At 63.9% G+C, this 13477-nt stretch carries 13 protein-coding genes; 3 read left to right on the forward strand and 10 right to left on the reverse strand.

Annotated features, from left to right (window positions below):
- Nucleotides 1-86 precede the first annotated feature (86 nt).
- Entirely contained in the window at nt 87-2030 is a 1944-nt protein-coding gene (locus tag F3H41_RS09185; RefSeq protein ID WP_188129404.1) for a GumC family protein, read from the reverse strand.
- 78 nt (nt 2031-2108) lie between these two features.
- Between F3H41_RS09185 and F3H41_RS21245 the strand changes: the two genes are divergently transcribed.
- Nucleotides 2109-2285, forward strand: a complete 177-nt coding sequence (locus tag F3H41_RS21245; protein ID WP_188129405.1) for a hypothetical protein — start codon at nt 2109-2111, stop codon at nt 2283-2285.
- Between the two features lie 407 nt (nt 2286-2692).
- A complete protein-coding gene (locus F3H41_RS09190; RefSeq protein ID WP_149738376.1) occupies nt 2693-3958 on the forward strand; it encodes a lipopolysaccharide biosynthesis protein in 1266 nt (421 codons plus the stop codon).
- Nucleotides 3959-3975: 17 nt separating this feature from the next.
- Here the strand turns inward: F3H41_RS09190 and F3H41_RS09195 are convergent, their stop codons facing one another.
- The 3 genes from F3H41_RS09195 to F3H41_RS09205 all read right to left on the reverse strand — a co-directional run bounded on the left by F3H41_RS09195 (nt 3976) and on the right by F3H41_RS09205 (nt 7100).
- Nucleotides 3976-4884, reverse strand: a complete 909-nt coding sequence (locus tag F3H41_RS09195; protein ID WP_149738377.1) for a DUF6492 family protein — start codon at nt 4882-4884, stop codon at nt 3976-3978.
- Nucleotides 4885-4956: 72 nt separating this feature from the next.
- On the reverse strand, nt 4957-5826 hold the full coding sequence (locus F3H41_RS09200) for a WecB/TagA/CpsF family glycosyltransferase (protein ID WP_149738378.1): 870 nt from the start codon (nt 5824-5826) through the stop codon (nt 4957-4959).
- Nucleotides 5827-5828: 2 nt separating this feature from the next.
- Nucleotides 5829-7100 carry a glycosyltransferase gene (locus F3H41_RS09205; RefSeq protein ID WP_149738379.1) on the reverse strand — a complete coding sequence of 424 codons (1272 nt, stop codon included), beginning with the start codon at nt 7098-7100 and terminating at the stop codon, nt 5829-5831.
- A gap of 161 nt (nt 7101-7261) precedes the next feature.
- On the opposite strand from F3H41_RS09205, the gene F3H41_RS09210 reads away from it, so the two are divergent.
- Entirely contained in the window at nt 7262-8245 is a 984-nt protein-coding gene (locus F3H41_RS09210) for a glycosyltransferase family A protein (RefSeq protein WP_149738380.1), read from the forward strand.
- Between the two features lie 59 nt (nt 8246-8304).
- Here F3H41_RS09210 and F3H41_RS09215 read toward each other — a convergent pair whose 3' ends face one another.
- The 6 genes from F3H41_RS09215 to flhA form a co-directional block, all read right to left on the reverse strand.
- Nucleotides 8305-8865 (reverse strand): hypothetical protein, encoded by a 561-nt coding sequence (locus tag F3H41_RS09215; RefSeq protein WP_149738381.1) that lies wholly within the window; start codon nt 8863-8865, stop codon nt 8305-8307.
- Complete coding sequence (locus F3H41_RS09220; protein ID WP_149738382.1) at nt 8862-9233, reverse strand: hypothetical protein; 372 nt, start codon at nt 9231-9233, stop codon at nt 8862-8864. Before F3H41_RS09220 ends, F3H41_RS09215 begins: the two co-directional genes overlap by 4 nt.
- Before the next feature lie 121 nt (nt 9234-9354).
- Nucleotides 9355-9921 (reverse strand): rod-binding protein, encoded by a 567-nt coding sequence (locus tag F3H41_RS09225; RefSeq protein WP_149738383.1) that lies wholly within the window; start codon nt 9919-9921, stop codon nt 9355-9357.
- Nucleotides 9922-10091: 170 nt separating this feature from the next.
- The gene (locus F3H41_RS09230; RefSeq protein ID WP_149738384.1) at nt 10092-10508 is read right to left on the reverse strand and encodes a hypothetical protein; all 417 of its coding nucleotides are present in this window, start codon (nt 10506-10508) and stop codon (nt 10092-10094) included.
- A 44-nt stretch (nt 10509-10552) separates the two neighbouring features.
- Complete coding sequence (gene fliR, locus F3H41_RS09235; RefSeq protein WP_149738385.1) at nt 10553-11314, reverse strand: flagellar biosynthetic protein FliR; 762 nt, start codon at nt 11312-11314, stop codon at nt 10553-10555.
- Nucleotides 11311-13398, reverse strand: a complete 2088-nt coding sequence (flhA, locus tag F3H41_RS09240; protein ID WP_149738386.1) for a flagellar biosynthesis protein FlhA — start codon at nt 13396-13398, stop codon at nt 11311-11313. Before flhA ends, fliR begins: the two co-directional genes overlap by 4 nt.
- Nucleotides 13399-13477: the final 79 nt, after the last annotated feature.

Here is a 13477-nt window from a genome sequence, read left to right on the forward strand (position 1 = left end):
TCCAGAGCCGACAAATGCAAGCGCGAACCGCTGGCGTGGGGGGGAAGAATGCGGATCAGCGTCGAGGGCTGCCACAGGATGGACGGTTAGCGGCCCCTACCGGCTTGCCGGCGCACATAGGCCTCGACGCGGTGACGCAGCGCGCGCAGATCATCCTCGACGGTGTCGATCGGCTGGGCAGGGCGCGGGCTGGTGCGCGATGCAGGCGGCGCTTCGTCGCGGCGACGCTCGTCCTCCATCATGCGCCGCGCCGTCAGCAGTGCCTCGACGGCATCCTGGGACGCGCCGGCCGTGGCAGCAGGGCGGCCATGGCCGCGTGGGGAGAGCATCGGACCTTCATCGTAGCCGACATAGCGCTCTGCGGCTCGCTCCGGGGAGCGCGCGGTACGGCCATCCTGCTGCGACGCTTGCCGGCGCGCATGATCCTGAACGGGCGAACCGCGATAGGCGTCGGCCTCCGGAGCGGCTCGCAACGCATCATCGGCAGTGGCATAGGCCGGCCGTGACGGGGGCTGGCGGTGCTGCGCGCGCGGCGGCTGGCGGTCGGCGCGATCAGGCGTTCCGCCGTCGCCACGATCCGTCCGGCGCAGGTTGCGTCCCGTCGAGGTCGGATCGAAGAGCGGTCGCAGCGAGGTGACGATGCCGAAGAGCACGGCGAGGCCGAGGCCGAGGAACAGGCCACCGATGACGCCGGCAATGGCGATCAGCTTGCGGGACGGACCGACCGGCTGCAGGGGCGGCTCGGCCTTGGAGATAACGCGGATGTTGCGGTCGGAGAGCTTCTGCTCCTCGCTCGTCTCGCGGGCCCGCTTCAGGAAACTTTCATAGATGGCGCGGGTGGCGTTCGCTGTGCGCTCGAGGTCGCGCAACTCCACATAGGAGGAGGAGGCGGTGATCTGACGGGTCTTCTGGGTGTTGAGCTGGTTGACCAAGTCACGCTCGGCCTGCTCGGCACGGGCAAGTTCGGCGCGGGCATTGGCCGCGATGCGGTTCAGCTCGTTGGCAATCTCGTTGCGCGCGGTTTCCACCGACTGGGCCGCGGCAAGGCGCTGGGGATGGCGCGGGCCGAGATTGGCTTCCAGCGCCCCGAGCTCCGTCTTGGCCGTCGCATATTGCTTACGCAGCTCGGTCATCGTCAGCGAATTGACCTCTTCGGGAAAATTGCCGCCGATGACGGCATTGGGGCTGACCCGGCTTGCGACATCGACCTTGGCCTTCGCTTCCGCGATGCGGCTGCGGGTGGCCGAGACCTGATCGTTCAGCGACGAAAGTTCCTTTTCCGAGATCAGCTGGCCATTGGCGCCGACGATGTCGTTGTTGGCCTTGAAGTCCTCAACGGCATTTTCAGCCACATCCAGTTCCTTGCGCAGTTCCTCCAGACGCGAGTCCAGCGCTTCGGTGGTGCGGCGATAGAAGGCTGATTGCGCCGACTGCTCCTCGGCGAGGAACGCATCCACGAGACGATTGGCGATCAGGGCGGACTTTGCCGGATCGCGGCTGGTGACATCGAGGGTGATGATGAAGGTCTTGGGGTCGCGGCCGACCGCAATGGCTTCGGCGAGCGCATCAAGGCTGCGCGCTGCAACTGTACTGCCGCCGGAACCAGCCGCCGGCTGCCCCGTGAGACGGCTGAGGAAGCCGCCGCTCGCGGCGCCGAACTCCGGATCGCGCTCAAGGCCAAGATCCGTCACGACCTTTTCAAGGACGCCGCGCGAGCGCAGCACTTCAAGCTGGCTGTCGACAAGGGCGAGAATACCTTCGGTGGCAAGACTCTGCTTGGACAGGTCGGAATCGGTCAGGCGCATTTCGCGCGGATCGACATAGAGCTTGCTGGTCGCCACGTATTTGCTGGGAGTGGCAAGGGCCAGCATCACGCCGGCAACGGCGCCGAGCACGGTCGTGGCGACAATCGCATAGCGCAGCGTCCAGACCGAGCCGATAACGACCCTGAGGTCGACAAGAGGCTTGTCCGCGAGCGGCGCAGCGGATGCGACGGATGGAGCCTCTTCACCGACGTGGGATGCCGTCACGCGATCACGGCGTTCGGGGCCAGCGCGGCGCTCGCCGTTCGCGTCGGGCCACGGCCCGTCGTGACGATGGTCGCGTGCATGGCCCCGCGAAACCGGGGAAAAACGCGCGGCCAGGCGGCCAAGAAGCGAGGGACGCGGCTCAATTTCGTGATGATCTCGATCAGAGACGTCTTCGTGCTGCGCGCGGCGAAGGCGGACCTGCTCGCCATGGGCAGCCGGATGCGCGGCAGGGTCCTCCCGGTGGCGCGGCCTTGACGGCTCCGCCACCACAGGGCTTTCGGCACGAGCATCCCGGCGGGAGTTCAAGGCATAGGCCTCGACGTCGATCCGGGGCGTGCGCTTCGGACGGAAAGCGGCATCCAGCAGTGAAGGCGTGCGTGCGTCCGCCTCGGGGCTTTGCGAGCCCACGGCATCCAGCAGCGAACCGCCTGGCGGCTTCGTCCTCTTCGGCGGCAAGTTGACCATTCACACACCCATGTGCCGGCAAATCCGGCAACTCGTGAACACACTGTAGATTTTTATGGCAAACAAACCGTTAATCGGTGGCCTTCGAAGATACGCGCAACAAAAGCGACCGGCTCATCGTCCGTTAGTGATCTCTGGTATTAGAGCGCGTTAAGCTTTGAGGCGTAAGAGAGGGACAAAGTTCAAACCGGTCTCCCATGCTGTCCTTCCTGCAAACCGCCTATGCGCGCAACCGGAGCCTGATCCGGGCCTATGTGTCGATGACCGGCGGATCAGCGGGCCGGCTCGTGCTGTCGCTCGTCTATTTCATCTGCGTCGCCAATACGCTGAGCATCGATCAGTTCGGTCTGTTTGCCACCGCGTCTGCGGCCGGCATCATCCTGTCGCGGGGGCTCGCCTTCGGCTTCATGTCCCCACTTTACCGCGTGGCGACCGTCAAACCGCACCTGATCGGCACCTATACGCTCGGCTTCCTGGCCGGCGCCGCCGTCTCGCTACCGCTGCTGGTGCCCTTCGGCGCGCTGATTTTCCACTTCACCTTCGCTAGCGACATGACGGCAACGGTTTTTGCGACCTTCATGCTGTCGGAGGTGGTGTTCTGGCGTGGTTTCGAGACGGTGGTGATCGTACTGAACGGCCTCGGCCGCTTCGGCGCCGGCGCATGGCTCGTCATCATCGGAACGGCGCTACGCACGCTTGCGGCGCTGGCCTTCAGCCTGTCGGCAACGCCCGATCTTGCCGGCTGGTCGGTCCACTATCTCGTGGCCAATGCGGCAAGCCTCGCGATCGGCATCCTGGTCTTTTATCCGCGCGTGCGGCTTCGCTGGCAGCCGCGCCTTTACCTTAGGCGCTGGGCCGATTCCGTCACGGTGGCCGGTGCTGAAGTGCTATTCTACGTGCAGTCGGAATTCGACAAGATCGTCGTTCTTGCGGTGGGCGGTCCTGCCGTTTCCGGCCTCTACGCCATCATGATGCGGCTTGCCGACCTCACGGCGCTGCCGGTGCGCTCCTTCAATACGCTTCTGGTCCAGCGCATCATGCGCGCGCCGCAGACGATTGCCAGTTGGCGCACCCGGCTGCTCATCGAGGCCGGTGTCTTCGCCGTCTCGCTGGCGGCGATCGCCAGCATGGCCATCTATCTCCACATCTTCCCGTCCGGGCTCGGGCGCAATGTGGCGGAAGCCTCGCCCTATATCGCGCTGATCCTGCTCGTCCCCGCCTTCCGCAATCTGGTGGAATACCAGTCGGAACTGCTTTACGCGACAGGACGCACGGCGCGGCGGGCGATCAACCTCGTCTTTGCTGGCGGCGCCAAGATCGGGCTTCTGGCGTTGCTGCTGGTGGCCTCAACGGAGGTCAACACCTGGGCACCGGCCTTGAACGGCCTTTATGCCGTGGTCTACGCCCTCTCCTTCGCGCTGACCTACACCGCCCTGCGCCATCCGGTACGGCGGGTCATCTGACCGGCCGTCCTTTTCGATCACGCCGCTTCGCGCAGCAGCGCTTCGATCTCGCCCGGCTCATGGGCCAGGAAGGACTGGATGCCGACAGCATATTGATCCGGTTGAAGCTCGGAAAGAAAACGGCGCAGGCCCTCGCGGCCGGCGGGGTAGTCCCCGGCTTGCCATAGAACGTGGCAGAGAGGACGCGGGTTCGGCGCATGGCCGTCGCCGCCGAGAACTTCATCGACGAAACGGCCGTAGATGATGCATTCCGAAAAGGCGCGGCTGGCCGTCATGGCCCGGACCCAGTGGCGGCCGCTGCGGGTCTCCATATGATCCAGAAGCGCGCGACCGGTGTCGGTGCGCCAGGCAATCATGGTGTTGACGTAGTCGTGGGTCGGCAAGCGGTAGGGGCCGATGCCAAGGAGGCTATCGGAATGGGAAAGCCAGGCCAGGTGGTTTGACCGCGCCGCCTGCGTGATCGCCAGATCCTTGCGGTAGAAGCGCAGGCGATCCTCCTGCCACAGGGCGGCGGGATCGAAGGGGCGCAGGAGCACCACGTCGGAATCGAGCGCCAGCATGGCGGGTTCCTCGATCAGCCGCGCAAGACCAAGGCGGCGCAATTGCTGCACATGCCAGCCGCGCAGGGGCAGGGAAAAGGGGCTGAGCCACATCTTGCGTCCGCCGCCGGAGAAGGGATCGGACACTGCCCGCAACCAGAATGGCAGGATTTCGCGCTCGTCGATGACGCGGCGACGCGGTCCTTCCAACTGCCGGAAGAGAGCGACGTCGAAGGGCGCGACCAGAAGATAGTGGACCCACGCGCCCTGCATGTGTCGGTCGATGCTCTCGCACAGCAGGCGGCAGCGCTCGAAATCCCGCGAATAGGAAGCGGTGACAAGCGCGGTGACAGGCGCTGTGACAGGGGCTGTTCGAATAAGCGCCATCGGAAATGATCCATCCTCATCCGGGTCGTCAGGGCAGCGCGGCGTCCTGTCAGCAAAAGCGTCCGACGCGTCTCAGTTCGGCGACTGCACGGTCGTGGACGACGTGGCCGTGTCCTTGCCGCGCGGCGACGCACCCGGTGCCGGCGATTGTACCATTGCACCGGTGCGCGGCAACTCGCCGCCCAGCACCTTATGCCTGATCGCATGCAACAGGAAAACCGGATTTCCGAGCAGGTAGCGGCGCCACAGGCGGCTCGGCTCCTGGGCGAGGCGGTAAAGCCATTCGAGGCGCAGGCGGCGCACCATGGCCGGCGCGCGCGGGAATTGGCCGCCGACGAAGTCGAAGAGTGCGCCGACCGTCATGACCAGTCGCGCATGACCGGGACCGACATAGGTGTCCACCCACTTTTCCTGCTTGGGGCTGCCCATGGCAACGAGCAGCAGATCCGGCTTCAGATCGCGCACCCGTGCCATGATCGCATCGGATTCCTCTTCGGCGAAGAAGCCGTCGGACACCGGCACGAACATATGCCAGGGCGCGTGGCGCCGGAAGGCTTCAGCGGCGCGGGCCAGCACCTCCGGCCGGGCGCCAATCATCGCGACCTTCAGCGGGCGCGACACATAGGTCAGCAGCGCGGGCACGAAGTCCGTGCCGTTCAGATTGGCCGGGAACATGGAGCCGTGGCTTATCCAGCTGGCGATATCGACGCCATAGCCGTCCGGGAAGACGAGCTGGCGATCGAGGATGACCCGGTAGTCCGGGTTCTTCATCATCAGGTTGGCGTTGTTGGCGTTAAGAAACGAAACCACGGTCTGGCCGATCGGCAGGGACAGGAGCTCATCGGCGAAAGCCAGGGCATCGGCCCAGCCGAGGTCACAGACCTTGAGGCCAAGAATATCGCGCTGCGAGGCTTGGATGGCGGTGTCTGGAGCGAACTGCATGATCAATAGCCTCCAAGGCGGGCGACCGGCGCGAAAGACGAATCTGCAGCCGGTGCGGGGGTGTTTGGCGTAGAAGGGCGGGTCAGCGTCGGAGCGCAGACGCCGACGCGGTCGAGATGGGAGAGGCCCGTCGCAAGCGCGGCTTGAAGACGGGTCTTCTGTTCGGCATGGAACAGGCGGCCGGCATCGGCATCGGGGGCAAGACCGGGCGCACCGAGAAGGGCGATGATGGTGTCCGCGAAGGCCTCGGGCGTTTCGGCAACGCGGCAGAGCGCGGGCAGGGTTTCGATGCCACGCACCGAGGCGGGCGTCGCGACACAGGGAAGACCGCGCTCGAAGGTCTCGATGGTTTTCAGTTGCACGCCGCTGCCGGCCCGGGCAACGAGCGGTACGAGGCGTGTGCTGGCGAGAAAGGCATCGGCGTCCGGAACCCGGCCAACAAAGCGGAGACCCGGATGGTCCGACTTCGGCGGAGACGTGATTTCACCGGCGACGGCAATGGTCAGATGCGGCGGCAGCAACGGGACGACCTCGCCGACAAACCAGTCCAGGCCGATGCGGTTGGCTTCCCAGCTCCAGGTGCCGATGAGGCCGAGATCATGGGTGGCGCTGCCCGGGACGGCGGGCAGATCGGCCGGCGCCTCCCACCGCGTCACCAGCGGCAGGACGCAGGATTTGGCTGCCACCGCCGGGCCGAAGCCCAGCCTGTCGCCTTCACTGAAGGTAAAGACCCACGAGGCCTCATGGGTCAGCCGCGCCTCGATGCCCGCCAGAAGACGGCTTTCGCGCGAGAAGAGGACCCGTGAGAGGCGGCCCTGCGCACGCTCGGCATTTTCCCGAGCGGTCGCGGCCTCGATATTGTGGGCGACATAGAGTGTCGGCGTCGAGCGGAAAAGGTTGAGGAAAGCGCCCGGCAATTGCACGGAGTTGAGCACAAAGCCATCGATCGGTCCGAGTCCATCGATCGCGGCGCGAAGATCGGCCTCGTCGACCGCACGCATCTTGGCGACGGATACCGGCAGATTGGCCGCGAAGGCGCCAAGCAGCCAGGTTGCCCTGCGCCAGGCATCGACCCGGGCGTTGGTGACTTCGATCCGGCCGAGCAGATGGACATCGCCGCGCTTCAGCGGCTTGTCAGCGGGCCCCGCAAAGCCGAGGACGCTGACCTGGTGCCCAAGTGCGACCAGCCCCTCATAGACGGCGCGGTTGGCGATATCGAATCCGGAGGACGGGTTTTCGACCGGAACCAGCGATGTGACGAAAACCAGATGCATGGGACCCTGCGTTCAAAGGTGATTGCAGGAACCCTATCAGGCTAAACTGAAAGGCCATTTAAGCTATTCATTCAAAAGCGATTTCACCCGTTCAGCATCTGTTTAGGAAGATCTGGTCTAGTGCGGTTAACAGAGTGTTGGAGCAGTGGGGAAAAGTTTACGTGACCGGCGAGCCCATCACCGTCTATTTCCGCTGCGGACAGGAGTTGCCGGAGGCGATCCGGGTCGTCATCACCGTGCCGACCTTTCGCCGGCCCGAGCACCTCGTCAAAACGCTCAGTACGCTGATCTCGCAGAGCAGCCCCCTGCCCTTTGCCGTCGTCGTCATCGAAAACGATGCGGAAGGTCAGGCCGGCGCAGTGGCGGCACGCGATTTCTTCGCCGCCCACGAGACGAACGGCCTCGTCATCGTCACGCGGGATCGGGGCAACTGCCATGCCTATAATGGTGGCTGGCAGGCAGCGCTCGACACCTATCCGATGCTTCAGGCGATCGCCGTGATCGATGATGACGAGGTGGCCGCACCGGACTGGTTGAGCCGTCTTCTTTCGGTACAGGCCGCCACGAAGGCGGAGCTCGTCGGCGGCCCGCAGCTGCCGGTCTTCGAGGCCGGCGCCAACCCTGCCTTCAAGCACCACCCCGTCTTCATGCCCCATTATGACACGACGGGACCGGTTCCGATCCTCTACTCCTCCGGCAATGTGCTGATCACGCGGCCCGTGCTCGATGCCATGCCGCGGCCCTTCCTCGACACGCTGTTCAATTTCACCGGCGGCGGCGACAGCGATTTTTATCGCCGGGCGAAGCTGAAGGGCTTCCGATTTGCCTGGGCGAAGGAGGCATGGGTGGCGGAGACCGTGCCGCTGCGGCGTACGGAGCGTTCCTGGATCCGGGCGCGGAGCCTGCGTACGGGCGCGCTTTCCGCCATGCTGGAGCATCGCGCCGACCCGAGCGTCACGGGACGGACAAAGACGATCCTGAAGTCGCTCGCACTTCTTGCCCTTTCGCCGCTGCGCGGTTTTCGCCTGTGGCGCCGATCGGGCCTTGCAATGGCGGGGCTTTTCCACGCGGAAGTTGCCATCGGCCGGCTGATGGCGGAGGCCGGATTGATCAACGAGCAATATCGCAATCCGGAGAAGAACTGATCACCGAACGGCAAACGCCGCCCGGTGGGCGGCGCTTGCGGCATTTCAGGAAGGGCCGGTCAGTGACCGCTGCTGGCTTCCTTGGCCGGCGGCGCGTCATGGGCCGTGTCGCCATTCTTGTCGACGACCGTGACAGGCTTTTGCTGTTTCTTGTCATCCTGCTTGGTCGACAGGCGCGTCACGTCTTCCTTGGAGAGATATTCGAGCTGCTCGACATAGACTTCGAGGATCACCTCGTCTCCGAATTCCTTGTTCAGCCCGTCCTTGATCGCCGCCTTGAAAGTGGCGAGTTCGAAATTCCGGGTGTTGGGAATGTCGATCATCTTGGAGCCGACGAGGATATCGAACAGCGTGCTCGTCAGCGTTTCCTTCAGCGGCGTCTTGATCTCCTTCAGCTTCTCCTTGTCGGCATTGAAGGAGAGCCTGTTGATGAAGTAGCCCTTGATGGCGCCATCGGCGATCATCGGAATGGTGACGAGTTCGCCCGGCACATGCTCGGCGGCAACCTGCGGCTTGCCGTCATCCGGCGTCGTCGGCGCGGAGGCGTACTGCACCGAGAAATAGACCGTGCCCAGCGTGACCGCGCAGACCCAGACGCCGACGAGTATGATCTTGATCATCCGGCCTCGCTGTAGCGGAACTGCTCGGGCGTGTAGATGCCGTCGGCATCGGCGTCGTGCATGGCGGTCTTGAGGATATCGACGACCGAGCGGACGGCTTCCATATGCGCCTCGATGCGGATCGCATTGTCTTCCAGCTTGCGCTGGATGGAACGGGTGCGCTCCTCGAAGCTCTTGGGCAGGTCGGCCGGATTGGCCTTGCGCTGCAACATGGAAAGTTCGTAGAGGCAGCGGCTCTTGTGGGCGTTCGAAGTCTTGATGTCGAAGGTCGGATCGACGCCGATGCGGCTGGTTTCGTTGTCCAGGATCATCTCCAGGCGCCCCAGAACATTGCGGATCCTGAGGTCACTCGAAACGTCTACGTCCATCTTATGGCTCCCAATCATGCTGTGATTGCCGCGCCATTGCGCGATCGGACGCGCTCGGTCTGGCGGTTCAATTCGAAGATGCTACCCTGGCGAAGCCGCCATGGAGACGGCCCCTGAGCGATCAGGCAGCGGTGTCGGTGTTGCCGGGCAGAACGCCTGCCACGGCCTTGCGCTGGTGTTCCTGGACAATGCTGGCGGCAAGGTTGACGCTGCTGACATCGTTGGAGGCATTGACGAGGCCGTGATTGTTCTCCGGCGAGGAAAGCCCTTCCTTGCGCATCAGGCTGGCGGCAATGCCGATCCCGCCGGACTTTGCGACGACGTCGCCGATCTGCTCGGCCATCATCGACTTCCACGTGTCGCCGGCAAGGCCCTGGCCATAGACGTTCTCATCGTCGGACGGCATCATGGATTTGATGAAATTCTGCAGCACCATGGCTTCGAACTTGCGATAGGTGGGCGAGACCTTGTCGCTCTGGCTCTCGGCCTCAACGGAACGCTGGGCGTTGACGCTGTCGCGGTTGAGGATGGTGACGGCAGATGCAAAGCCGCTGCCGCTGTCGGCAAGGCTGTTCGCCTCGAAGGCGGCGCGGTTTGCCTTGAGCTTTGCCTGGGCTTCCTCGATGCCGGCGGGGTCCGCGGCGCGCATCACGTCCATGACAATATCGCTGGGGGGATTGATCGCCATCCTGCTCCGTCTCCTTGGCGCGCCGCCGGGCAGCCGCACGCGTCCTCGCTCGTCCCTCACCGGGAAAAGCGCCCGCGGGCTGTCCATGCGCCCGCCGTCAACTGCTCATCGTCGACGGCATCCTGTCTGGAAAATCGGTCGCGGCATCATGCCGACCGCCTTGGAGAAGACTATTGCTCGCCAAGCTTACCGGAAGCTGGCGGGGCGATCAGCACGAACTGATCGACGAGATCGTAGATCGCAGTGTCGGTCTCTTCGCGGTCTTCGGCCATGCGGGCGTCGCGCATGTTTTCCTCCAGCCGGTCACCCTTGGCCCGCTCGCGCATGACGCGCGTCTCGTGGGCCTGCTGGATATTGGCCAGCATCTGGTCCTTCTGGGCGAGACGGTCGAGCTGCACGGCATATTGGCCGGAAAACAGGCGGTGCATGGGATGGGCAGAGCCCATGGCGTCCGCCACGATGTCGATGGTCTCGGAGACCTCCCGGCGGCTGCGGGCCGTGTCGGCAAGATCGAGCTCGGCCATCTGCTCCAGCTGGCGCTGCACGGCCACGAGGCGCTTGAGCTTGTCGGATCGTTTTGTCGGCATGACGGTTCCTGTCTTTCGGCGCACCGGTTCGGGCGACGGCTTGCTCAGATGGCCTGCATGACCTGCGCAAAACTGTCGGCGAAAATGCGCAGCATGGCGGCAATTCCGAGATAGGTCAGGAACAGCCCGCCAAGAATGAGATAAGGCGTGGAAATGAAGGCGATCGGAATGGCCGGCGCGAGCTTGTTGACCATGCCGACCGCGGTGTTGAAGAGGATGCCGTAGAGAATGAAGGGGCTCGACAGCTTCAACATGATCAGGAAGGTGGTCGACAGCGAATTCGTCAGCGACACCAGAAGGTTCTGCGGATCGAAACCGGTCGACATCGGCAGTGCCGTATAGGACTGTACGACCGCCTCGAACATGATGTGATGGAAATCCAGCATGTAGAGCATGATCAGCCCGGCATAGGTGATCAGGTTGGTCAGCTGGTTTTCGGTCGAATCTTCGAGGACATCCTGCATGGGCGGGGCAGTGAAGCCGATCATCAGCGACAGGACGGTGCCGACGAACTGAAGCCCGAGGAAGTAAAAGCGGGCGACAAGGCCGATCGCCGCGCCGATGATGGTCTCCGAGCCGATCAGGTAGATATAGGCGCTGTTGCCGACGGAGACCTTCGGATAGATCTCGCTCCACATGAGCGGCAGGATGGCCATGGATACGGCAACGGCCGTCAGAAGCCGAACCTGGACCGGAACACGGGCCGTCGAAAAGCCCGGGATCACCATCAGGCAGGCACCGATCCGGCAGAACGCGGCGAAGAGCGCCAGGATCATGCCCTGCGGATCGGTGATACCAGCGATCATGCGATGGAGCCGATGATCTTGATCTCGAGCCCCTTGGCGAGCTCGACATGGCTGAGAACCGGCAGGGTGGCGAAAAGGCGTTCGACGATCATGCGCACATAAGAGCGGGATTCGGGCGAGGATACCAGCACGAATGGCATGCCGCGATCGAGATGTTCACGGATGACTTTGCTGGCCTGCTCGGAAAACTCTTCCAGATGCCGCGGATCGATGTCGAATTCCGCGATCTCGCCCTTGGCATCGCGCTTGAGCGCCTGATGGAACACCATGTCCCACTTGTTGCCGAGGCGCAGCACGCGCAGCACGCCGTTGTCGGCGAGGTCGCCGCACAGCTGCTGCGACATGCGCACGCGCACATGCTCGACGATCTGTTCGGTCTTGCGCACATGCGGGGCGAGTTCGGCGACCGCTTCGAGAATGAGGTGCAGGTTGCGGATGGAGACGCGCTCGGCCAGCAGCAGCTTCAGCACGGCCTGAAGGCCCGAATAGGACATGTGCGAGGAGCAGATCTCGTCCGCGAGCTTGCGATATTCCGGATCCAGCCGGTCGATGAGGATCTTGACGTCCTTGTAGGAGAGAAGATGCGGCAGGTTGTTGCGGATGACTTCGGACAGATGGGTCAGCACCACCGAGACGTTGTCGATCGGATGGAACCCTTCGCGCTTCAGGTCCTCCGTGAACGTCTCGAGAATGGAGACCGCCGGCATGCCGAACGCGGGTTCGCGGATATCGTCCCCCGGCACGCTCGGCTTGCGGCCGCCACCGGTGACGACGAGGACTTCACCGACGCGCACCGTGTTCGAGGCGATCGTCGTGCCGTGGATGCGGATATGGTAGGCCTTGTCCGGGACCGAGATATCGTCCGAGACCTTGATCTCGGGAACGACGAGCCCGTACTGGCTGGCGAACTTGCGGCGCATCTTGCCGACGCGGAAGGCCAGTTCCTGGTGCGCGCCGAGCAGGCGGGTCGAGACCTGCTTGCCCAGCATCAGCTCGATTTCCGGCGTCTTGAGCACCGACTTGACCGAGTCCTTCTCCGTTTCCTGCACCTGCTGGGCCTTGACCGCTTCTTCGGCCCGCTTTTCCTCGGCCTGTGCCGCCAGCTTGCGCGGGATGGCCCAGGCGAAGAAACCAAGGGCGCCGCCGAGAATGGCGAAGGGAATGAAGGGCAGGCCGGGCATGACGGCGAGCAGGGAGATGAGGCCGGCGGAGACCATCAGGGCCTTGGGGTAGCCGCCGAGCTGGTTCATGACCGCTTCGTCGGTGGAGCCCGTGCTGCCGCCGCGCGAGACCAGGAGGCCGGCGGCGAGCGAGATGATCAGGGCCGGGATCTGCGAGACGAGACCGTCACCGACCGAGAGCTTGACGAAAACGTCGGCCGCCTGTCCGATGTCCATGCCGTGGCGGAAGAAGCCGATGATGATGCCGCCGAAGACGTTGATGGCGGTGATAAGGAGGCCGGCAATGGCATCGCCGCGTACGAATTTCGAGGCACCGTCCATGGAGCCGTAGAAGGAGCTTTCCTCTTCCAGTTCCCGGCGCCGGCGCTGCGCTTCCTTTTCGTCGATCATGCCGGCCGAAAGGTCGGCGTCGATCGACATCTGCTTGCCGGGGATGGCATCGAGGGTGAAGCGGGCGCCGACTTCCGCGATGCGGGTGGCGCCCTTGGTGATGACGATGAAGTTCACCGTGATGAGGATCAGGAAGACGATGAGACCGATGACGAAGTCGCCGGACATGACGAGGCTTGCAAAGCCCGCAATCACGCCGCCGGCGGCATCGTGGCCCTGATGCCCGTGGGAAAGAATGACGCGCGTCGTGGCGATGTTGAGCGCCAGCCGCACCATGGTCGAGATCAGCAGGATCGTCGGGAAGGACGAGAATTCCAGCGGCTTCTGGATCCACAGCGCCACCATGAGGATCAGGATCGAGAATGTGATCGAGAATGCCAGGCCGACGTCGATGAGGAACGGCGGTATCGGCAGGAACAGGATCGACAGGATCATCACGATACCGAGCGCAAAGCCGATATCGCGTCCCTTCGGCGCGACCTTGGGGATGATCAGTGCTGCTTGTTGAGCCATGGCGCTGTCCGTCTCTTCATGAGATCCGGCGGCCGATCATGGGCCGCCCAGTTCATGCCGAAACTATCGGGCGAAGCTT

This window comes from Rhizobium sp. RU20A, assembly GCF_900155885.1.
GTDB lineage: Bacteria > Pseudomonadota > Alphaproteobacteria > Rhizobiales > Rhizobiaceae > RU20A.

Excerpts from the sequence above, each read along its gene's own strand:
- F3H41_RS09200 (WP_149738378.1), bottom strand. The coding sequence starts at position 5,826 with ATGCAGTTCGCTCCAGACACCGCCATCCAAGCCTCGCAGCGCGATATT.
- F3H41_RS09195 (WP_149738377.1), bottom strand. The coding sequence starts at position 4,884 with ATGGCGCTTATTCGAACAGCCCCTGTCACAGCGCCTGTCACCGCGCTT.
- F3H41_RS09220 (WP_149738382.1), bottom strand. The coding sequence starts at position 9,233 with ATGGACGTAGACGTTTCGAGTGACCTCAGGATCCGCAATGTTCTGGGG.
- F3H41_RS09205 (WP_149738379.1), bottom strand. The coding sequence starts at position 7,100 with ATGCATCTGGTTTTCGTCACATCGCTGGTTCCGGTCGAAAACCCGTCC.
- F3H41_RS21245 (WP_188129405.1), top strand. The coding sequence starts at position 2,109 with ATGGCCCCGCGAAACCGGGGAAAAACGCGCGGCCAGGCGGCCAAGAAG.
- F3H41_RS09190 (WP_149738376.1), top strand. The coding sequence starts at position 2,693 with ATGCTGTCCTTCCTGCAAACCGCCTATGCGCGCAACCGGAGCCTGATC.
- F3H41_RS09230 (WP_149738384.1), bottom strand. The coding sequence starts at position 10,508 with ATGCCGACAAAACGATCCGACAAGCTCAAGCGCCTCGTGGCCGTGCAG.
- fliR (WP_149738385.1), bottom strand. The coding sequence starts at position 11,314 with ATGATCGCTGGTATCACCGATCCGCAGGGCATGATCCTGGCGCTCTTC.
- F3H41_RS09215 (WP_149738381.1), bottom strand. The coding sequence starts at position 8,865 with ATGATCAAGATCATACTCGTCGGCGTCTGGGTCTGCGCGGTCACGCTG.
- F3H41_RS09225 (WP_149738383.1), bottom strand. The coding sequence starts at position 9,921 with ATGGCGATCAATCCCCCCAGCGATATTGTCATGGACGTGATGCGCGCC.
- flhA (WP_149738386.1), bottom strand. The coding sequence starts at position 13,398 with ATGGCTCAACAAGCAGCACTGATCATCCCCAAGGTCGCGCCGAAGGGA.